Origin of the sequence: Spiroplasma endosymbiont of Dioctria linearis (assembly GCF_964030865.1) — a bacterium.
Classification (GTDB): Bacteria; Bacillota_I; Bacilli_A; order Mycoplasmatales; family Mycoplasmataceae; genus Spiroplasma_A.
Window position 1 is genome coordinate 50,111 of record NZ_OZ034984.1, and the last position, 22,265, is coordinate 72,375.

The 22,265-nt window shown below is 26.8% G+C and carries 21 protein-coding genes; 16 read left to right on the forward strand and 5 right to left on the reverse strand.

The genetic code is table 4. From position 1 onward, the window contains the following. The first annotated feature begins 9 nt into the window (after nt 1–9). The 5 genes from AAHM84_RS00235 (at nt 10) to AAHM84_RS00255 (ending at nt 7,197) form a co-directional block, all read left to right on the forward strand. Nucleotides 10–741 carry a hypothetical protein gene (locus AAHM84_RS00235; protein ID WP_342258915.1) on the forward strand — a complete coding sequence of 244 codons (732 nt, stop codon included), beginning with the start codon at nt 10–12 and terminating at the stop codon, nt 739–741. A gap of 75 nt (nt 742–816) precedes the next feature. After that, nucleotides 817–3,411: a glucose PTS transporter subunit IIA gene (locus AAHM84_RS00240; RefSeq protein ID WP_342258916.1), complete on the forward strand. Its 2,595-nt coding sequence runs from the start codon at nt 817–819 to the stop codon at nt 3,409–3,411. A gap of 3 nt (nt 3,412–3,414) precedes the next feature. Then, nucleotides 3,415–4,356 (forward strand): ROK family protein, encoded by a 942-nt coding sequence (locus AAHM84_RS00245; protein WP_342258917.1) that lies wholly within the window; start codon nt 3,415–3,417, stop codon nt 4,354–4,356. Then, a complete protein-coding gene (locus AAHM84_RS00250) occupies nt 4,349–5,743 on the forward strand; it encodes a glycoside hydrolase family 1 protein (RefSeq protein ID WP_342258918.1) in 1,395 nt (464 codons plus the stop codon). The genes AAHM84_RS00245 and AAHM84_RS00250 overlap by 8 nt, the downstream gene beginning before the upstream one ends. Then, nucleotides 5,743–7,197, forward strand: coding sequence for a glycoside hydrolase family 1 protein (locus tag AAHM84_RS00255; RefSeq protein ID WP_342258919.1), 1,455 nt, complete (start codon nt 5,743–5,745; stop codon nt 7,195–7,197). Before AAHM84_RS00250 ends, AAHM84_RS00255 begins: the two co-directional genes overlap by 1 nt. 54 nt (nt 7,198–7,251) lie before the next feature. On the opposite strand, the gene AAHM84_RS00260 is transcribed toward AAHM84_RS00255, so the two are convergent. The 3 genes from AAHM84_RS00260 to AAHM84_RS00270 form a co-directional block, all read right to left on the reverse strand. After that, complete coding sequence (locus AAHM84_RS00260; RefSeq protein WP_342258920.1) at nt 7,252–7,656, reverse strand: HIT family protein; 405 nt, start codon at nt 7,654–7,656, stop codon at nt 7,252–7,254. 67 nt (nt 7,657–7,723) lie between these two features. Beyond that, nucleotides 7,724–9,457, reverse strand: coding sequence for a lipoprotein (locus AAHM84_RS00265; protein ID WP_342258921.1), 1,734 nt, complete (start codon nt 9,455–9,457; stop codon nt 7,724–7,726). Next, nucleotides 9,457–11,751, reverse strand: coding sequence for a lipoprotein (locus tag AAHM84_RS00270; protein WP_342258922.1), 2,295 nt, complete (start codon nt 11,749–11,751; stop codon nt 9,457–9,459). Before AAHM84_RS00270 ends, AAHM84_RS00265 begins: the two co-directional genes overlap by 1 nt. A gap of 162 nt (nt 11,752–11,913) precedes the next feature. On the opposite strand from AAHM84_RS00270, the gene sufC reads away from it, so the two are divergent. From sufC to AAHM84_RS00300, 6 genes are read left to right on the forward strand one after another with little or no spacing between them, the layout of a single operon-like run. After that, nucleotides 11,914–12,657, forward strand: a complete 744-nt coding sequence (gene sufC, locus AAHM84_RS00275) for a Fe-S cluster assembly ATPase SufC (protein ID WP_342258923.1) — start codon at nt 11,914–11,916, stop codon at nt 12,655–12,657. Beyond that, the gene (locus AAHM84_RS00280) at nt 12,657–13,427 is read left to right on the forward strand and encodes a SufD family Fe-S cluster assembly protein (RefSeq protein ID WP_342258924.1); all 771 of its coding nucleotides are present in this window, start codon (nt 12,657–12,659) and stop codon (nt 13,425–13,427) included. The genes sufC and AAHM84_RS00280 overlap by 1 nt, the downstream gene beginning before the upstream one ends. Then, complete coding sequence (locus AAHM84_RS00285; RefSeq protein ID WP_342258925.1) at nt 13,427–14,641, forward strand: cysteine desulfurase; 1,215 nt, start codon at nt 13,427–13,429, stop codon at nt 14,639–14,641. Before AAHM84_RS00280 ends, AAHM84_RS00285 begins: the two co-directional genes overlap by 1 nt. A 15-nt stretch (nt 14,642–14,656) precedes the next feature. Further along, nucleotides 14,657–15,091 carry a Fe-S cluster assembly sulfur transfer protein SufU gene (gene sufU / locus AAHM84_RS00290; RefSeq protein WP_342258926.1) on the forward strand — a complete coding sequence of 145 codons (435 nt, stop codon included), beginning with the start codon at nt 14,657–14,659 and terminating at the stop codon, nt 15,089–15,091. 3 nt (nt 15,092–15,094) lie between these two features. Next, nucleotides 15,095–16,507: a Fe-S cluster assembly protein SufB gene (gene sufB / locus AAHM84_RS00295; RefSeq protein ID WP_342258927.1), complete on the forward strand. Its 1,413-nt coding sequence runs from the start codon at nt 15,095–15,097 to the stop codon at nt 16,505–16,507. Nucleotides 16,508–16,529: 22 nt separating this feature from the next. Next, entirely contained in the window at nt 16,530–17,294 is a 765-nt protein-coding gene (locus tag AAHM84_RS00300; RefSeq protein ID WP_342258928.1) for a hypothetical protein, read from the forward strand. A 62-nt stretch (nt 17,295–17,356) separates the two neighbouring features. Here the strand turns inward: AAHM84_RS00300 and AAHM84_RS00305 are convergent, their stop codons facing one another. Further along, nucleotides 17,357–17,812, reverse strand: coding sequence for a hypothetical protein (locus AAHM84_RS00305; protein WP_342258929.1), 456 nt, complete (start codon nt 17,810–17,812; stop codon nt 17,357–17,359). Nucleotides 17,813–17,835: 23 nt separating this feature from the next. After that, on the reverse strand, nt 17,836–18,075 hold the full coding sequence (locus AAHM84_RS00310; RefSeq protein WP_053946452.1) for a NifU family protein: 240 nt from the start codon (nt 18,073–18,075) through the stop codon (nt 17,836–17,838). 88 nt (nt 18,076–18,163) lie between these two features. On the opposite strand from AAHM84_RS00310, the gene AAHM84_RS00315 reads away from it, so the two are divergent. From AAHM84_RS00315 to AAHM84_RS00335, 5 genes are all read left to right on the forward strand, one after another. Beyond that, nucleotides 18,164–18,490, forward strand: coding sequence for a S1 RNA-binding domain-containing protein (locus AAHM84_RS00315; RefSeq protein WP_342258930.1), 327 nt, complete (start codon nt 18,164–18,166; stop codon nt 18,488–18,490). Between the two features lie 22 nt (nt 18,491–18,512). Continuing rightward, nucleotides 18,513–19,793 (forward strand): glucose-6-phosphate isomerase, encoded by a 1,281-nt coding sequence (locus AAHM84_RS00320; RefSeq protein WP_342258931.1) that lies wholly within the window; start codon nt 18,513–18,515, stop codon nt 19,791–19,793. A gap of 70 nt (nt 19,794–19,863) precedes the next feature. Beyond that, nucleotides 19,864–20,367, forward strand: a complete 504-nt coding sequence (locus AAHM84_RS00325; RefSeq protein ID WP_342258932.1) for a dUTP diphosphatase — start codon at nt 19,864–19,866, stop codon at nt 20,365–20,367. A 29-nt stretch (nt 20,368–20,396) separates the two neighbouring features. Further along, a complete protein-coding gene (locus AAHM84_RS00330) occupies nt 20,397–21,521 on the forward strand; it encodes a hypothetical protein (RefSeq protein WP_342258933.1) in 1,125 nt (374 codons plus the stop codon). Between the two features lie 3 nt (nt 21,522–21,524). Next, on the forward strand, nt 21,525–22,259 hold the full coding sequence (locus AAHM84_RS00335; protein WP_342258934.1) for an RNA methyltransferase: 735 nt from the start codon (nt 21,525–21,527) through the stop codon (nt 22,257–22,259). Nucleotides 22,260–22,265 lie beyond the last annotated feature (6 nt).

Here is a 22,265-nt window from a genome sequence, read left to right on the forward strand (position 1 = left end):
AGGATATTTATGACATCTATATATGAGAAATTAGAAAACCTAACAAGAGAATATAAAAATACAACTGATAAGATTATTGCATTAAATATTATAAATACGATGCGTCAAAAAAAAATTTTAACTCAGAAACAACTTGCAGATATTTGTTTTGTTTCTGAATCAAAAATTACAAAATTTATACAAAGTCTGGGTGAACCAAATTTTAAGACTTTTGCTTCTTCTTTAAAAAAAGAACATCTTTTATACGCTTCAATTAACAAAACCAATTTTAAAAGGGATATACTTGCTTTAATTAATATATGGTGTAGTAAGAACTCCGTTTTTATTAAAAATTTGGCAACAGCAATAAAAAATAATATTAATATTAACATTTACGCATCAGCACAAACTTCTTTAATTGCTCAGGGAATAAGAGATTTTTTGATTGGTTATAATAAACGACCACTTATTCTTTCTAAAAATTTTGACATTTTTAATGAACCTTTAGTTAATAATGAAGATATTAATATTGTTCTTTTTTATGGAAGAGATAACTTTACTCTTAACTCATATTTAAAATTAATTAGTGTTAAAACAATAAAAGCTAATAATTTTGTAATTGCTTCTGAAAAACAGTATGATAAAGTCTTTTTGGAATCTGATAATAAATTAAAATTAGATTACTTAAAAAATAATGCCTCAAATGTGTATCGTAATTTGGCTTTGAATATTTTAATTTTAGAATTAGCAAAACAAATTTAATAGTACTAACTTTCCACTTTGGAAAGTTTTTATTTTATATTTATTCCTAGACTATCATTTATTAGAGGGGTAAATATGAGTATAAAAGTTTATGCTCCCGTTGATTGTGAAGTTAGGCAAATTAAAAAGTGCTCTGATAATGCTTTTGCAAACAAGTTACTGGGAGATGGAATTTTAATAATTCCAAAAGATAATTTATTTTTCTCACCATTTTCTCAAGCCACAGTGAAAATGATATTTGATACCAAACATGCATATGGATTTGAGGTTGAAGGATATAATGTTTTAATTCATTGTGGTTTAGATAGTATAAAACTAAATGGTAAGTACTTTGAAACTAATTTGGAAGTTAATCAAGAAGTTAATCTTGACACAAAAATATTTTCTGTAGAAATTAATAAACTAAGAAAACTAAATATCTCAAAGGAGACACCAATAGTTTTCGAAGATCCAAATATTGTTATTCCAGTATTTGAAGAGAAAATTTATAAAAAAGGAGAACTTATTTGTGAAATAAATACAGAAAGCTTAGAAGTTAAAGAAGAAGAGAATCTAGATCCTTATGTATTTTTCGCAACAGATACTAAATATATCTCAGCAGCTCGTACAATTAATGAGTTTGTGGGAACTATGGAGAATTATACAAGTGTTTATAATTGTATGACTCGTTTACGTTTTAAAATTAAGGACAAAAGTAAAGTTGAAATAGAAAAACTAAAACAAAATAATAATGTTAAAGGCGTTATTTGAAATAATGATGAACTTCAAGTTATTATTGGTCAAGATGTATATAAGTTGAAAAATGCCTTTACTGAAATTAATCAATCAGCTGATGTAAATTTTGAATTGAAGAAAAAATTAAAATCTAAAAAATCTTGATTTTTGCAAATGCTAAGTGCCATTATTGCTATTACCATTAGAGTTCTACCTTTTTTAATTGGAGTAGGATTATTACAAGCTATGGTTTCAATCTTGCAGCAAACTGGGTGAATGCCAAGTATTACATTTGATCCCTCAAGTGCAAATGAAGAGACTATTTACTTATTAAATGCTCCAGTGATTTGAGCTATGTTATTTGTTATTGCTAGAACATCAATTGTAATGTTAGGAATATTATTTGCTTGAGCCGCATCAGATTATTTTAAACTCAGGCCAGTTATTGGGTTGGGGATTGCTGTTATTTTATGTTCACCATATTTATTTGTGACTGGTGGTCCAAATGGAATGGGGGAATATATTGTAATGTTTAGATTTTGAGATCAGCCAATTGATAAAACCAAACCTATTACTTTATTTTTAAATCAACTATCAGAGGTTCGTTTAAATGGTATGAATACTAAACCTTTTGTAATCCTGCCAGCGATTATTCTAGCTAAAAAATTAGACGACAGCATTTTAGAATGAATGCCTCCGTCATTAGAATTAATGGGGCGACCATTTTTAATATTTTTAATAACATTACCTGTAACCTTTTTAATTTTTAGTCCTCTTTGAAATATATTTGAATCCATTTTAGCAATATCAGTTTTCTATATTAAAGCATTGCCTTTTGGTTTAGGAATTGGCTTATATGTTGCTTCCTGACAGGTTGCCATTATTTTTGGACTGCATAATGTACTATCAATTGTACAATTTATTGATCATTTAGTTAATGGTGGACAGTCAGAAATTGGAGTGGCTGGGGGAATATCATTATTTGCACAGTTTGGAGCCTTAATAGCTGTTATATTAGTAACAAAAAATATTAAACTGAGAAATCAAGGTTTAGGATTGATTTCTGCTGGTATTATTGGAATTACTGAGCCGATTTTATATCAAATTAACTTACCAAAACGACGACCTTTATATTCTGGATTAATAGCTGCTTTTGTCTTTGGAACATTATCAGGCATGCTAGGAGTAGCTCGTCGGGGTGGTTCTGGATTAGGAATCTTTGAATTAATTGGTTATTTCTCTGAACCAATGCTTGGTGGTTATTCTGAAATTTCACCTTTAGCAAATGGTTTAATGTATACTGGGTGTTGTTTAGGGTCGTTTTTCTTAGCTGCTATAATTTGCTACTTCTGATTTAGAGAAAGAAAAACAGAAAAAGTTTTAATAAAAGAGACTACTAAAGATTTAGTTAAATTAATTGCTTTACAAGAAGGTAAAGCCACTAAGGAAATTAAAGTAGAACTTAAAAAAATAAATAAATTATTAAATAAATTTAATAATAAAAATATAAAAGCATATGAGATAAAGATTCAAAACTTAATTTTTATTAGAACAAAAATTGCTAAATTAATAAGTCAACAAGAAAAAACAAAAGAGAAAATCCTGTTATTAGGTAAAAAACTAATGGCAGATAATAAAGTTGAACAAGCTAATAAATTAATTTTAAAGTATAAAAATTTTAATAAAAAATATGATGTATCAGAATGAAAAGAAAAATTAGAAATAGCTCAAAGGGAAATTAATTTTGAGGCTTTGGATAAATTAATTTCAAATAATTTATCAACTCTATTAGAAATACTAAATAAATTTGAAAAACAAATTGGTGCGGACAAAATAAGTCACATAAAAAATAATTACTATAATGCTTTAAATGCCCTGCGTATTAACTATGAGTTAGATATTGAAAGAGATAACATTTTGGATTTTAAAAAAGAGTTTAGAAATTTAAGAGGATAGACTATGAAAAGATATACATTTGATATCGGAGGAATGGGAACAAAATTTATTTTATTTGAGAATAAAAATAAAATAAGTTCTAAAATTATTAAATATAAGGAAGAAAATAAACCAGATAATGAAATTATATTTCAAACAAAATTAATTACAGTAATCAAAGAAATTACAAAAATATTAGATTTGGAAAAAGATGAGTTTGAATTAGCAATTCTAATTCCTGGAGTTGTAGACTCAGTCAAAAAACAAGTTCTAAGTAATTCAGCTATTTGTGATGTTGATTTAAATTTGGCTAAAATTTTTTCTAAATATAAAAATTGTAAAAAACTTGTTATTGAAAATGATGCACGTGCAGCTTTGATTGGAGAGTATTACTATCGAAGCAACTCAAAAATAATGACTCAAATTCATCTAACAATTGGAACTGGACTAGGAGGAGCTTTGATTATAAATAATAGAGTTCATAAGGGAAACCTTCTTAGAGCTGGAGAATTTGGTAGAGGTTTTGCCAGTTTAGAAGTGGGCCAAGATCTTCCAATTGTAGCATTTGGGAGTCTTGGATCAGTATTATTTAGATATAAGATGGCAATTAAGTCAGAAGAGTTTATTGATGGCGAAACAGCTTTTGCTATGTATGAAAAAAAAGACCCTATTATGATAACTTTGTTTGATAATTTAATTACAGCGCTAGCTAAACTAATAATTAATCTTGATTACATTCTTGATTATGACCTAATTACTTTAGGGGGAGGAATTAGTAATAACAAAAAGTTCATTGATCTAATATTTGCTAAATTATTAGAAGCGGAAAGTTTTAATTATGAGGGAAGAATACTATACCCTGATTTAATGGTAAAAAATAAAGTAGAGGTTGCAAAATTAAAAAACGAAGCAGCTTGCTATGGTGGATTATATATATTAGAATACGGAGATAAAATTTATGAATAAAATTAAAAAAGATTTTTTATGGGGGGCATCCACAAGTGCTTATCAAGTAGAAGGTTCAATTTTTGAAGGTGGTAAAGTACCTTCTGTAATGGATGACATTCATAAGTCACCAGGATATTCAAAAGAGATTACTAACTTTCATGATGCAACTGGTCATTATAAAAATTGAAATGAAGATGTAAAACTCTTTGCAGAAATGGGAATGAAGTCATATCGTTTCTCAATCTCATGACCTAGAATTATGAAAAATATTAATGGTGAAATAAATGAAGAAGGTATTAAGTTTTATGAGGATTTAATTAATGAATTAATTAAATATAAAATTGAGCCAATTGTAACAATATTTCACTTTGATTTTCCTAACTTTATTGATGAAGCAGGAGGATTAACTAGCAAGAGATTTGCAGATTTATTTGAAGATTATTGTAAGGTTTTATTTAAAGCTTACGGTAGCAAGATTAAATATTGATTAACAATTAATGAATTAAATATGTTTGCAATGGCTGCATCTGCAATTGGTTTAATGCCAAATGGGGAAAAAATTAATCGATGAGAGGTTATTCATATTCTAAATTTAGCCCAAGCTCGTGCTATAAATTTATGTCACAAAATATTGCCTAAGGCAAAAATAGGTCCAGCACCAAATATATCTTCAGTTTACTCAAACAGTTCAAAACCAATTGATTATACAGCAAAATTAAATATGGATATTGTTCGTAATTGAGTATATTTAGATATTGTTTGCAAAGGATATTATAGTCCAGTATTTTTAGAGTTTATTAAAAAAATTAAAGAAGATTTTGTAATTGACCCAAAGGATATGGAAGTAATTAAACAAGCTAAACCTGATTTTATTGCTTTTAATTATTATGCAACTATGACTGTAGAGATGCCTAAATCTAATGAGATAAATCAAGAAGCCAAAGATCAGCAAAATGGTTTTACAATACCTGGTTTCACTTCTTCTGTCAAAAATAAAAACCTTGAAAAAACTCAGTTTGGTTGAGAAATAGACCCTCAAGGTTTTAAAAATACTTTACGTGAAGTATATGATAGATACAATCTTCCTATTATGATTACTGAAAATGGTTTAGGTGCCAAAGACATTTTAACTAAAGAGGGTGAGATTCATGACACTTATCGTATAGAATATTACCAAAAACATATCTCAAAAATGTTGGAAGCAATTGATGAAGGCGTAGATATAATTGGTTATATGCCTTGAAGTGCTATTGATTTAATTTCAACTCATGAGGGAGTATCAAAACGTTATGGGTTTATTTATGTAAATCGTGACGAATTTGATTTAAAAGATATGAAACGTTATAAAAAAGATAGTTTTTACTGATACAAAGAATTAATTAAAACAAATGGAGGTTCAATATAATGAAATTTGAAAAAGAAGATTTTTTATGAGGAAGTGCAAGTTCAGCTGCACAAATTGAGGGGGCTTATCAAGTAGATGGTAAGTCATTAACCATTGCTGATTTAACACCATATATTGAGTTAAAAGATAAAAAAGACTTATCAAAAATTCACTCTTTAACAAAAGAAGACTTTTTAAGAGGTTTAGATCCAAATAGCCCTGATATATACCCAAAGCGATTGGGAAATGATTTTTATAATCGCTATAAAGAAGATATTAAGTTAATGAAAGATGCTGGTATGAAAATATATCGCTTATCAATTTCATGAGCTCGTATTTATCCAAATGGAGATGAGTTAGTCCCAAATGAAGCAGGATTAGCATTTTATGAGCGTGTCTTTAAAGAGTGTCGTGCTCAAGGAATGGAGATTATGGTAACTCTTAGTCACTTTGACTTTCCATATCCTATTTTAGAAAAATATAATGGATTTTTAAATCGTGAGGTAATTAAGTTATTTACTAAATATGCTAAAACTTTAATTGAGCGCTTTTCAAAATATGTTAAGTATTGATTACCATTTAATGAATTAAATATTTCATTAATTTATACTCACACTGGCTTAGGGTTTTTTACAGAAAGAGATAGCAACTATATGAATATCTTAAGAAAATCTTTTCAAGGGTTACATAATTTATTTATTGCCCAAGCAGAGATGATTAAGTTCGCTAAAAAATTTCCAGATATTAAAGTTGGTTGCATGGTATCTGATATGACAACATACTCATATGATTGCAATCCTATTAATGTATTTCATAATTTACAACAAGAACAAATTAGAAAATGGCTTTTCTTTGATGTAATGACTCGTGGTGAGTATCCAGGATATGCAAAGCGTTTTTTTAAAGAAAATAAAATAGAGTTTAAAATTTTTAATGGTGATATGGAATTACTAAAAAGTAATCCAATTGATTTTATTTCATTTAGTTATTATCAAACAAACACTTCATCAGTTACGGATAATGTTAGTCAAACTGGAGGTAATCTAATTATGGGGGGTGTTAATCCTTATTTAAAACAAACTCAATGAGGATGACAAATAGACCCTATTGGTTTGAGATATGAGTTAAATCAATTGTGAGATCGATATCAATTGCCTTTATTTATTTCTGAAAATGGAATTGGTGTAACTGAAACTTTAAATGAAAACAAATCAGTAGATGATGACTATAGAATTGATTACTTTAGAGAGCATTTCATTCAAATTAATGAAGCAATTAAAGATGGTGTTAATGTTTTTGGTTATACAATGTGAACAGCAATTGACCTAGTTAGTGGATCTACAAGTGAGTTTGACAAGCGTTATGGAATAGTTTATGTGGACTATGATGACAAACATAATGGAACTGGTGATAGGTATTTAAAAAAATCATATCATTGGTTTAAAAAATTTATGGAAACTAAGGAATTAAAATAAAAGAAAAGAGAATTACATTAATTTGTAATTCTCTTTTCTTTTAATTAATATATTTTAATCGACTATTTTATTGAAAATTTCATCAATACTAGTCAGATCTTCGGGTTTATTATTGATTTTAAAGCCATATCCTTGCTCTTTTACATATTTAGGTATAATATGCTCGTGATAGTGAAATACCATTTGAAAGGCCTCTGAGCCTTGATTGGAGACATAATTAATACCTTTTGAGTTTAACTTTTCTCTTAACATTTTAGCAACAATTTTTTTGGTTTTAGCAACTTCTTGCAAATAAAGATCTTCTGTTTCTTCATAATTTTCAAAATGTTTTTTTGGAATAACTAAAGAATGACCATCACTATTTGGAAAAATATCAAGAAAGGCTAGGGTATATTCATTTTCATAAAAAACCTTAGAGGCCATTTCCTTATTAACAATTTTACAAAAAATACAATCCATATTTTAACTCCTCGTTTCTTAAATATTTTATAAAAAAAATAAACCTAATGGGGGTTTATTTTTAATTTTATTCGTCTTTATCATCTTCACTTTTAATATATGTTCCAATTTTATCTCAAAGACCAGCATAATAAACATCATCTTTATCCAAGTATTTTGAATATATGATTGTTTTAGCTAAATCACTTGAATTAGCATCTTTTGAAATTCCAAACATAATTTGATTTAATAAAGCTTCTTGTTTTTTTGCATCTGTTGCTAATTGAGCAACATCTTTTGAATGTAAAGTTGAGTTATTTTTATTATTTCATCTATCCTTATAAATAGTGTCATTTCCAATAGTGTTACTAAATTTTATAGCACTTTGTTCTTTATTATCTTTACCAACAATTTTATAAGTTGCTTCTTCACTATTAGATCCACCTAGTAATTCAATCATATAGATTGGAAGAACAATTACTAAATCTGCATAGTTATTATTTTCTGCATCCATAGTTAAGAAGTTTTCTGAACTTGATTTTATAATACCAGGACCATTATTTCATGATTTTACTTTAGCTTCGTAAGCTTTACCTGCAATTGGGCTTTCCCCAATTGCATTATCACCATCATAAATAGTTAAACCTTGATAACCTTGTAATCCAAAGTATGAGTCATAAGCAGTTTTATTATCATTAATAACAAGTGCATCATCTTTAAAGATATCTACAATTTCCTTTATTGATTTTCCTTCTTTTAAAGCACCACTGCTAGTATTTAAAATATCTTTTTTGGCATTAATTTTATTATTTATTTGATCTATTGCTTCTGCTTTAGTAACATCAAATTTTAAAGTTCAAACCATTTTAACATTTGATTTTCAATATTCATTAATTGAGGTTTCATTTAATGTTTGTGTTTTTGAAAACATTGCTGAAGAAGGGTTAATGAATGGTGCTTTTTTTTCTTCAATTGTTTTAATATTAAACATTGTTGATTTTAAGTAGGCATTTGTTAAAAGATTATCATTCATATCTTCTAACAATTTAGATTCAAAATAATCTTGAAATCTTAAATATAATGCAGATTTTGCACTAATATTTTCAAATTCATTTTTTTTATTTTTAACTCAAAACATTGATGAACCATTTTCTTGATATTCTTTTGTTAATTCTTCAATTGTAGGTAGTTTACTTTTACCTGTAATTGTACCATTATTTCCTTGTTCATTTGAGAATTTTCAAATGCTATCTTGAGCTTCACCAGTAGGTTTAGAATCAGAAATATAAATATATGGATTAGAACTATTAACTTCTACTTGTTCACCGCTCACAGAATTTACTTTTGTTTGATCATTTTGAATGTTTAAATTATAATTATTTCTTATTGCTCAATAATCAAGTCTTGTTGTTCCAATTGATTTTGTATAATCTTCAAAAAGTTTATTTTCAGCAATTGTTCTAGATTCAAGACTGTATTTAGTTTTAAATGATTCTTCAATTCCTTTATCTTTATCAGAAGTATAAAGTTCTTTAAAATCTAAACTTTTAAACATAGTGTTTGTTGAATCAAAACTATATTGTAATGATAATAATTCATTTATCATGTTAACAATTACAGATTCAATTTCAGCATCTGTAAATAATGAACCAAAATCAATGTTTGCAAGGTCTTTATTACCAGATATTTGTACTAATAATTTTTTAGCTAATTCTTTATTTAATTTTGGTTTAGTTATTCTTGCACTTGTACAAGCTACAACAAGAGAAGGGGTAGATACAGTTAATGAAACTGCACTAAGTATTCCTAATAATTTTTTCATTATTTACTACCTCCTTTTTTGAAAGAAAGATATGATGTTTCAATGTTTTTAATAATTGAATTATAATCAAAGACTACTGATTTTAAATTATTATTTAAAGTCATATCACCTGTAGTTTCTTCCTTTATTGTTGGTTTTCAGAATATTTCAATAGTTTTTGAAACAATTTTTTCTTTATATTCACTGTTATCTAAAAGTAATTTTGGATAACCACTTGCATCAGTTTTTGTTTTTATTTCATCAGTTCATTTTTCACTAGCTTCAATGAATAAGATAGCTGGATCAATTGCTGTTAAACTTTGTTTTGAATTAACTGCTGCATAGAATCAAGATTGAGTTTTTTGAATAACTTCTTCTTCTTGACTTTTTTCTTCACTTATATTGAAAGTAATATAATTATTTATAAATTCTTCTTGACTAAATGATGAGTCATTTTCTTTTTCTTTTTCTTTTACTTTTGAAATAGTTTTAAAATAATCAAATACTGATGTCATTCAATATGATGCAGAACCATCTGTTGAAGAAGATACTTGTGCTCAAGTTTTAACTTCTGACATGATATCAAAACTATATGCAGAACCTGTAATTCCTTTTAACATTGAAGAGTTTGTTAAATAATGTAAGTAGGGGTTAACTACTGTTTTATTTAATTTCCCATATGTACCATCTTTACTTCTATTTGTTTGTAAAGCAGCTACTTTTTCAGTATCTTGTAAAGCATTATATTTTTTGAATTCATTTAATTCTGCTAGTGTATCTTCATTAATCTTATTGTCTATAATTCCTTCTTGACGTTTACCTTCTTTTGAAGCTGAATTTTCAATTAAATATTTGTATCCGTCAATTTGAACTATGTGTAATCCAGTAGAATCTACATAATAAACTCTTCCTTGTTCTTTACTATATACATAGAATTTTTTACCGTCTTTTTTTTCTCTTGAAATTTCGTTAATTAAATTTTCTAATCTTTTTTCGCCTTCTGTTGGAACAAATTCTTTTCCATTTGCTTTAACATCATCACTTAGAATAAAGTCATAAACAACTGCTCTCATATCTTGAGTAAAATCTGTTGAGTTGCTTAAAGTCATAAGTTTATCGTAGTTTTTTACAGTTGCTTTTGGATGTTTATCTGTTTTTGCTTCAACCATTCATCTTCTTCAAGTATTAGTTGAGTTATCATTTGCTATTTGCTCTAGTAATTCATTAGTATTTTTTTCATCATTTCCATCTAATGATTGGAAATCTGATACTGTAACTCCATCATCGAATTTTCCATTTTCAGAAAATGGAACCACAACTTCACTTATAGCAAGAGGGGCTTGAGTATTATAGAAACGATCTAAGAAAAATTTCTGTGAATTACTTAAGAAACCTGCTCTTGAGTTATTTGTATCACTTATTGTGAAGTTATTTAAATTAACTGGAGTATCATGTAAAATTGTCTCTTTTTCAATTTTGCTTACTTCTTTAGCAGCAGCAGCAATATCGGCATCACTTGATTCAGAAGTTAATTTAGTTTCTTCTCAATTACTTGTATCACTTTTTGTTGAATTTTTAATTTGAGCTATTTGATCTAAATCAGCTCTTAAATAACTTGCAATTATTGCATCGTTATCTTTATTGTCATTAATTACTTTTTTAAGTGCGTTATATTTTTTAATAATATCATTTGAACTTATTCAAGTAACTCCTGTTTGATCAGTGTTAATTAAAACATCTAATAACGTTTTTGAAGCGTTATTATTTGTATCTGTTAACAGAAGATCTGCTTTGTATTTGTTTTCTAGGAAGTTTTTATCCATTGACTTGACATCATCTTGATAAACGCTGTACTTATCTACAAGCATTTTATTTCATTCTTTTTCTCATTTTTTACCGTGTTCTTTTTTATATACATCTTTTTCATTAACTATTTGTCTATCAACAATTGAAATAAGATTTGTTCATCTTTCTTTTAAAGTGTTTTTTAAATCATAGTTTGTATATAAGTTATCTTCATCTATTACAAATTCATTTTCTTCTGAATCTATATTAGCTAGAATAGATAAATTAATCATTTTCAATAGGTCTAAAGTAAGTTTTTCTCTATTTTTTGGACCATTTGATGAGTTAATTAATTTTCATAGAATATCAGTAGATGTAATTTTTGCTTTTCCATCTATTGATTGTAAAAATTGAATAAGAATTGAGTTTCCGTTTTCTTTAATGTCATAGTCAGTACCACAAGCAACAGCCATTGTTGCTGTTGTTGCTGTTAAGCTAACACTTCCTAACAGTGTTAATAATTTTTTCACACCATTCACTCCTTGGTTTGTATCAAAATAATTATAATGAAAAATAACATAAAATAACATTAAATTACAATTAAAAATAAAATATTTGTCATTTTGCTCTTTTAAAGTTCGCTTAACTTTTACTATAATAATAACTATAATAATAGAGCAAGGAGCTTAGAAATGCATAAATTAGAAATTAAAGATCTATATGTAAATATAGAGGACAAAGAAATATTAAAGGGAATTAATTTAATAGTTAAATCAGGAGAAATTCATGCTTTAATGGGACCAAATGGTAATGGAAAATCAACTTTATTGATGGCAATTATGGGTCATCCAAAGTATGAAATCATATCAGGAGATATTTTAGTTGATGGTGAATCAATTTTAGAGATGGATGTTAATGAAAGAAGCAAAGCTGGTTTGTTCTTGGCAATGCAAAACCCTCAAACAATTCCAGGAGTTTCAAACTTAGAGTTTTTAAAATATATAGTAAATGCTCACAGTGATGAAAAGAAAAAATTACAAGAAATCTTTAAAGATATTAAACAAGGAGCAAAGGAATTAGACTTTGATTTAAATATGTTAAAAAGATTTGTTAATGATGGTTTTAGTGGTGGAGAGAAAAAGAAAAATGAAATTTTACAATTAAAAATGCTAAATCCAATTTTTAGCCTAATTGATGAAATTGATTCAGGATTAGATGTTGATGCTTTGGAAGTTGTTTCAAAAAACTTAAATCAAGTTGATTTATCAAGAAACGCAATGGTAATCGTTTCTCATTATGATAGATTCTTTAAAAAGGTAAAACCAACTCATGCTCACGTTATTATTGAGGGAAAAATAATAACAAGTGGGGGTAAAGAAATTGTTGAAAGAATTAATACAGAAGGTTATACATGAGTAAAGGAATTATCTAAATAATGACTAATTTAAAATTAAATGAATCATATATAGATTTTAGAAACAAACTACCTAAAAGTTTTAATTTTGAAGATAATGAAAGCAAAATTATATTATTAGAGAATAAATTTGGAACAATTGATTTAAATATTAAAGAAAATGTTGAAATGAATATTATTGTCTTATTTTTACCTTCAAGTGAGGTAAGTCAAAAGGACTTTAATATAAATTTTAATTTAAGTAAGAACTCTTCATTAAATTTAAAAATATCAAATATTGCAAATTATGATTGTAATGATAATTTTACTATTAACTTAAATGAAGAAAATACAGCAGTGGAATTTTATAATGCTACAATAATAAATAAAAGTTTTAAGAAAAACTCAATTATAAACTCAGTACATAAAGCAAGAAACTCATATTCAAATATTAGAACCTATGAAGTGCTAAAAGATACATCAAAAGGCTTTATTAGATGTATTAGTGATATTAAAAAGGGTTCAAATCAAGCAGAAGCACATCAGGAATTGAGATTATTGGTTCTAGATAAAAAGGCAAAAGCAGATTCTGACCCAGTTTTATTAATTGATGAAAATGATATTGTGGCAAGTCATGCTAATGCAATTGGTATGCTTGACCCTGATCAAGTATTTTACTTGCTTTCAAGAGGTTTAAATGAAACTCAAGCACAAGAATTAATCATAAATGGGTATTTTGAACCAATATTTCAAGAAATTGAAGACGAAAAGCTACTAAAATACTTAAAAGAACAACTAAAGGGAATGATTTAATGAATTTTAAAGATAATTTTTCATATTTTAAAAACAATAGTAAGGAAATTTATTTCGATTCAGCTGCGACATCAATTAAATTTGATAAAGTTATAAAAGCTCAAAGCGACTATGATTTAAAGATTGGAGCAAATACGCACAATAATCTATTTGATAATGCTTATAAAGCAAATCAAATGGTTAGTGAAACTAGGTCTAAAATAGCAAAGTTTATTGGTATTGATGATAAAAATGAAATTATTTTCACAAGTGGAACTACACATTCATTAAATCAATTGGCTTTTGGTATGAGAAATTATCTTAAAAAAAATGATGAAATTTTATTAACTAAGTTGGAGCATTCATCTAATTTATTACCTTGAATGGTGTTGGCACAAGAAGAAAGTTTAAAAATTGATTATTTAGATTTGGATGAAAATTTTTTAATTGACATCTCAAAACTTAAAAATAAAATAACCACTAAAACTAAAATTATTTCTTTTGCAATGAACTCAAATACAACTGCGGGTTTAAATGATGTTGTAGCCATAGTTAAAGAAATTAGAAAACTTAATAAGAAAATTATAATCATTTTAGATTTAGCACAATCAATCAAACAAAATAAAATTAATATTAAACAATTAGATGTTGATTGCATTGCTTTTTCAACACATAAGATTTATGGTCCTTTTGGATTAGGCATCTTATGGGCGAGAAAAGAAATTTTAGAGTTTCTAAATCCAATTTTTTATGGTGGGGGTAATAATATAAGTATTAGTACAAATACTTATAAATTAGCACCAATTCCTGATAAATTTGAGGCAGGAACTCTTAACTTGTCAGCTATTTATGCTTTTAAGGTCTGTTTAGATATATTAGAAGAGTTAAAAATTGAAAAAATGATTGCTTATGAAGAAGAATTGAAAAAATATTTTAGAGATAAAGTTAAAGATATTGATCATAAGAAATTTGAATTCTATAATCTTGAAAATGATCAACCAATTGTGCTATTTAATATGAAAAATGTAAACTCACAAGACTTTGGATCTTTTTTAAATAAAAAATATAATATCTCTGTAAGAGTTGGAAAGCATTGCTCAAGATTGGCAAATGAACTTTTTAAAGTAAGTTCAACTATTAGAGCTAGTTTTTCAATTTATAATACTAAAGAAGATATTGATAAATTTATTGAAGCTTTAAAAGATTGTGATAATTGAATTAATGAGATTTTATAAAGGAGTGATTATGTAATGTTTGATAAAAATGATAAGATTCAATTAAGGCAAATAATTATGGAGCACTATACGCAACCAGATTTTAAAGGCCTTATTGAAAATGAAAAATCAATTATTAAATTTCAAGATTCACCAACTTGTGCAGATGAAATTAATGTTCAATTACTAATAGAAGGTGAAAAAATTGTAGATGCAAGATTTGATGGCAATGCTTGTGCAATATCAACTGCTTCAACTGACATATTATGTTCAAAATTAATAAATTTGACTCGTCAAGAAGCTAAAAAACAGCTTTTTAATTATTTTAATATGATAGCTGGCAATGATTATGATGAAGAAATATTAGATGAATTAATTGCTTTTTGAGAAATTAATAAGCAAGGAAATAGAATTAATTGTGCTCTTTTAGGAGCTGATGGTTTGAAGTGAATTGTAAATAAGGAGGTGTAGGATATGAAAAAATTAAAACAAGAAGAAGAAATTAAACAAATATCTGATTATAAGTATGGGTTTAATGAAGGTGAAGTTTCAACATATAAAGTTCAAAAAGGTTTAAATGAAACTGTTGTAAGAGAAATATCAAAACATAAAAATGAACCACAATGAATGCTTGATTACAGACTAGAAAGTTTAAGGGTTTTTGAGAAAAAAACTCAACCAAGTTTTGGTCCAGACTTAAATTGAATCGATTTTAATGATTATTATTATTATACTGAAGGAGCAGGTAAAACTGTAAGGTCTTGAGATGATATTCCAGATAATATCAAAAGAACTTTTGATCGTCTTGGAATTCCAGAAGCAGAGAAAAACTTTTTAGCAGGAATTAATGCACAATGAGATGCACGCCCAGTTTATGAAAGAATGAATGAAGAATTAGTAAAACAAGGAGTGCTTTTTACTGACTGTGATACAGCTTTAAGAAAATATCCTGAAATCTTTAAAAAGTATTTTGGTCAATTAGTTAAAAATGATGATAATAAATATGCTTCTTTAAATGCAGCTGTTTGATCAGGGGGAACTTTTATTTATATCCCAAAAGGAGTTAAATTAGAAAAACCTTTACAAGCTTATTTCAGAATAAATTATCAATCTTCAGGACAATTTGAAAGAACTTTAATTATTGTAGAAGATGACGCACAATTACATTATATTGAAGGATGTACTGCACCAGTTTATTCAGAAAATAATTTACACGCGGCTATTGTTGAAATATTTGTTGGAAAAAGATCAAGTGTAAGATATACAACAGTTCAAAACTGAAGTGATAATGTTTTAAACTTAGTTACAAAAAGAAGTATTGTTGAAGAAGATGGAAGAATGGAATGAATTGATGGAAATATTGGCTCAAAAGTCAATATGAAATATCCTTCATGTATTTTAAAAGGTGACAGAGCACAGGGAGATACTATCTCAATTGCTGTTGCTAAAAAGGGTGTTTATCAAGACGCAGGAAGTAAAATGATTCATTTAGGAAAAGAAACTAAATCAAAAATAATCTCAAAATCAATTACTTTCCAAGGGGGAACTGCAAATTATAGAGGGCTTGCATATATTGGTCCAGAAGCTATAAACTCAAAAGCAAGAGTTGAATGTGATACATTAATTTTAGATAATCAATCACACTCAGATACAATTCCTCAAAATAAAGTTCATAACAATCAATCTCAAATTGAACATGAGGCAACTGTCTCAAAAGTTAGTGAAGAACAGTTATTCTATTTAATGAGTAGAGGACTTGATGAACAGGAAGCTTTGGAAATAATTGTTATGGGGTTCTTAGAACCATTTACAAAAGAATTACCTCTAGAATATGCAGTTGAACTAAATCAACTTATAAAAATGGATATGGAAGGTTCTGTAGGTTAAGAAAACTTAGTAAGGAGATAATATGTCTATGCTTAAAAAAGATAAGATAAAAAAATGGTTTAAATATTTTTTTTATGTATGGTGTACTTTAGCTTTAGCTTTAGCACTTTTATTAGATCTCATTTGTGGAATCCTATATGATCCAAACAAAAGAGATTTTAATGTTGCTATTATAGAACAATCAATTTATTTTTCAGTTTGAGTTGCAGCTTTAACTTCAATATTTGGTTTAATAAATTGAATTCATTTTCATAGTAAAAATATGGCTAAATGAATGGTTGGCAAAAATATTCATACTTCAATCACAACCTTAAATGTCTTAATTTTTATACTATTTAATGTTACATTTATAGTTCAAAAAGGAGACATAATTGGTTTTGATACTTGATATGGAAGGACTAAATCTATAATTGAGCATTTTATAACACCAATTATGGTTTTAACTTTCTATTTTATTTATCAAAATGAAAAGGTAGAAGATAAAGTATTTATCAAAAAATATTGTTGATTTAATTTAATTTTTGTAACAATTTACTCTTTTTATATTATTTTAAGAATGATTATGCTATTAAAATTAGAGATTGAAACCAATGAAACATTACCCTTAATTCCATATCCACAAATTGATCCAACAATTGTAGGCTATCCTTTATTTATAACAGGTACATTATGTGCTATTTTTGGAACTGTTTTTATCTCAGTCTTTTTTAATAAGATGTCAAATCTTAACTATTCAGCAATTCAAAAGAATTTGGTGGAAAATGAAGCAAAGAAAAAGATTAGTTAAAAAAACGTTGGTTTAACCAACGTTTTTTTATCATTAAATATATCACTCTTATTGAAATAACCTTATGTATTTAGTGCCTTTTTTGTTACTTTTTTATTAGTACATTTATAGCAAAATAGGGCAGTTAATTCAATTTTAAAACTCATTTTTCCAGTTTTAAAAGAGAAATTATTAATTTCAGGAATAGTTTTATCTACTGTTTCAAATCATGACATATATTTTTTTGAGTTACATTTTTTCTTACAATTAGTACATAAAACTGAATTCACTTCATAACGCTTTAAAACAGCTCTTATTTCTGCCAGATATCATTCGAAATCATTTTTTGAATATTCATCTGAGAAGTATTTATTAAAGGCATCTAATAATGCTCTCTCAGCTGCATCAAATTTTTGCTTCTTATCATTGTACTTCTTTACTAAAAAAGGTATTAGTAAAGAAGCTGTAAATACAGTTATTGTTGAAACTGCAGTTAAAATAGTATTTATTATCTCTGTTTCATATGTTAAAAAAATCATTAAATTAGTCTCCTAGTTCCAATTTACATTACAAGTTCTACACCATCAATATCATAGGGGAATTCTTCAATTAAAACTCCCTCAACACCTTCTTTAAAAGTTAATTCAGTAAGTCCACATCCAACACAATTACCCTTAAGACGGATATAAACAAGTCTATCTTTTATAGCAACAAATTCCATATCTCCACCATCTTGTGTAATATACATTCTTAATTGCTCAAGTGTAGCCTTTACTTTCTCTTCTAAATTATTTTTTTCCAAAAAATCACCTACTTTTAAAAATTTTTTTCAAAATAATTATTTCTATCACAATTTAAGTTTATAATTATTTTGTAAGGAGAGCAAGAGTATGTTGAATAAAGGACAAAAAGTAGAAGCAAAGATTACAGCAATTGTTAACTACGGTGCTTTTTGTGAAATTCACGATGACAATGAACTAGTTAAAGGACTAATTCATATTTCTGAAATATCGGATTTTTTTGTTAAAAATATTGACGAATTCTTAATGATAAATGAATCATATGAAGTTGAAGTTATTGAGTATTTAGAAGACAAAAAACAAGTTAAATTGAGTTACAAAGCAAATAGGCCGCATTTATTAAAGTCATCAGAAACCAAAATACCAGAGACAAAAAGTGGTTTTGATAATTTAAAAAATAGCGTAGAATCAAAGTAGTCATAAGGAGAGTATTAGCAATATGATAAAAATAAGTTTTAAAGACTCAAAAATTAAAAGTGAGATTAATAAATTTAGGGAAGCAAAAATTAAAGAAGTACATGATATGATTGAAAATAAAACTGGTGTAGGTAGTGAATTTTTAGGGTGAAATAACTGACCAGTGAATTTTGATAAAGATGAATTAAAAACAATGAAAAAAGTAGCACAAGAGCTTAGAAATAAAATTGACATTCTTCTAGTTGTAGGAATTGGAGGAAGTTATTTAGGAGCACGTGCAGCCGATGAAATGATCAGAGGTTTATACACAAAAGATAAAGTAGAATTAATCTATATAGGAAATACTATATCATCCACATATACTCAACAAGTAGTTGACTATATTAAAGATAAAGAATTTGGTATTGTAAATATATCAAAATCAGGAACTACAACAGAACCTGGAATAGCATTTAGAGTATTTGAAAAACTTTTAGTTGATCTAAAAGGAAAGCAAAATGCAAAAGAAAGAATTGTAGCAGTAACTGATAAAGCTAAGGGAGCTTTAAAAGAACTTGCAACAGCTGAAGGCTATGAAACATTTACAATTCCAGATGATATCGGTGGAAGGTTTTCAGTATTTACACCAGTAGGAATTTTTCCTTTATTAGTAGCGGGAGTTAATGTTGATGAAATCTTTAAGGGAGCTAAAAAAGCTATGCAAGATACAAAAAACATTAATAATGATGCTTATAAGTATGCAATAGCAAGATATATTTTGCATATTGAAAAAGGTTATAAAGCCGAAACTTTAGTAGGTTATGAACTTCAAATGCAAACATTTACAGAATGATGAAAACAATTATTTGGAGAATCAGAAGGTAAAGAAGGCAAAGGTTTATTTCCTACAAGTTGTATTTTTTCAACGGATTTACATTCATTAGGACAATTTATTCAAGAGGGTACAAAAAACATATTATTTGAAACAATAATAGATGTTAAGAAACCTAATTTTGATTTAAAAGTTCCAAAAAATAGTGACGATTTAGATGGTTTAAACTATTTAACAACTAAATCATTTCATGAAATTAATAAGATAGCACTTGAAGGTGTTATTGATGCCCATGCAAATACTGGAGAAGTTCCAAATATTGTATTAGAATTTGATAAGATGGATGCTGAAATGTTTGGCTATGCAGCTTATTGATTTATGAAAGCATGTGCAATGAGCGGATATTTATTAGGTATTAATCCTTTTAATCAACCAGGAGTTGAAGTCTATAAAGCAAATATGTTTAAATTGCTAAAAAAACCAGGATTTTAAAAAAATAAAAAAATGATAGACTACTATCATTTTTTTAAACTAAAATTACTTTATATAGGAGTGAAAAAAAATGTTAACAAAAGAAAATTTGATTTATTTAAAAGAGAAACAGATAATCTTGGATAAATATATAATCGATACAAAAAAAATAGTTGTAGATAAGAAAATAATTAAAAAGAAAATAATAGCTTTTCTTGTTGAGGTATCAGAATTTATTAATGAATATAGAGCCTTTAAATATTGATCAAATAAGCCGGCAAGTGAAAGATCGATAATATTAGAGGAATTAATTGATTGTGTACATTTTATTATAAGTTTAGGAATTGATATAAATTTTGACTTTTTAAAATTTAATAATAAAATTATAAAGGCTAGTGATGTTGATTCATGAAGTATTAATGTTTATAGAAAAGCTTTAATATTTGAAGATAAATTTAATAGTGAATCTTATAGTGAGTTATTAGATGAGTTTTTATCAGTTATGTACATTTTAGAAATTACAACTGATGAAATTATTAGTATTTATAACAAAAAAAATGAAATAAATTTTAATAGACAAGATACTGGTTATTAGTTTTTTAAAAAAGAAGAAGGGGATTAATAATGTCAAATAAAGATTTTAAAAATATATATAATTATCAGCCTTTAGACCCACATGACCCAAAAATGCCTTCTTTAACAAAAACTGAATCAACTTATGATAATTATGAAACTATTAATATTGAAGAGAAAGATATAGTTAGTAAAGATCCAACACAAGAACTTATTTTTGAATCAGAAAGACCAAAAAAAGTAAAAGTGGAAAGTGAGGCTATCATTGAAGGGTTAGAAGATAATAAGAGGAGTGCTTCAAGCATTATTTCAAAACTAAAAAGACAAAATGAAATCACTAAAACAACTGAATTAGATGAAGAATTACTCACTCACGATTTTGTCTTTCCTGACCCCAAATCAGATTTAAATATTCTTAATTCTTTTGCACATAAAAGAAAGACATCTTATAACCAATTAAATGAAACAAAAGCAAGAATAAAAATGTCTCGTGGTGAAGTTAGATTAAAATTAACCGAAAATGAAATACAGTTAATATTAAATAAATTTAAAGCTAAAGTTATTAAAATTACTTCGAAAGAAGTTGTTATAAAAAATAGTAAATATGGTTTTGAAATTTATCGAAATTCTTCTGATAAGCGTTACTGAGTAGCTGCAACAAATTTTGAAGAAATATGAGATCCAAAATCAAGTAATTATATGAATGTATGAACTGGAAATGCCTTTACTGGTTATGGGTTTCATGACTTTAATGAAACTTTGGAGCAAACCGAAACTATGATGACAAAAGGAAAAACTGGTTGAGTAATGTGAAGAGATCATGTAATTGATTGAAATAAAGACACTAATCGTTTTTATTCTGGTAGTGAACCAAAACAATTTACTTATGATGAATATAAAAAAATTGTTAAGTGATATAAAGAGAATAAAATTTGAATTTTAGTAAAACAAGAAAAAGTTAAAGATATTGAAGATTTAATGGAAGAGAATAAAGATAAAAGAAGAAAGGGTGAAGCGATTGCACCAATTGCAACAATTCAAGCCAAATTATTACAACCACCACGTAGAGCCTCATTAGTTTATGGTTATCCAATTGATAATCCAAGTTATAAAGGAAAGGACTATGTAAAACCAGAAAATAAATTATATCAAATTGGTTTTGCTTTTAGTGAATAAAAAATGAAGATAACATCTGTAAATAATTCTTTAATTGAAGAAGTCTTATCATATAAAGAAACTAAAGTTCAAAAAGAACAAAAAAAATACATAATTGAAGGCATCAAAATGGTTGATTTGGCTATTCAAAAAGAGGTAGTTGAACTACTGTTGGTTGAAAGTAAGCTGTTTGATAATTATAAAAATTTTAAAAATGTTGTTGAAATTTCAGATAATGTTTCAAAAAAATTAAGTGATCTAAAAACTAGTCAAGGAATTTATGCAATTTGTCGTATTGAAAAAAAACAAGAGTTATATGGTAATTATCTTATTATTGATGGTGTACAAGATCCAGGAAATTTAGGAACTCTAATCAGAAGCGCTTTTGCTTTTGACTTTAAAAACATTATTTGTTCAAATGATTGTGTAAGTTTTTATCACCCTAAAGTCTTAAGAGCAACTCAATCAAATCACTTTGATTTAAATCTTTTAAATGAAGATTTAAATAATTTTATAGATAATTTAAAGCAAAAGAATATAATAGTTTTAGGAACTTTATTAAAGCAAAAAAGTGACTTACTAGAAAATTTGAAGAATAAAAGAGTAGCTTTAATTCTTGGTAATGAGGGCCAGGGAATTTCAAAAGAAATTTCTCAAAAGATTGATAAGAATATAATAATTAAGACTAATGAAGAACTTGAAAGTTTAAATGTAGGTGTTGCAGGTTCAATATTAATGAATATTATTTATTCACTTTAGAAAAGG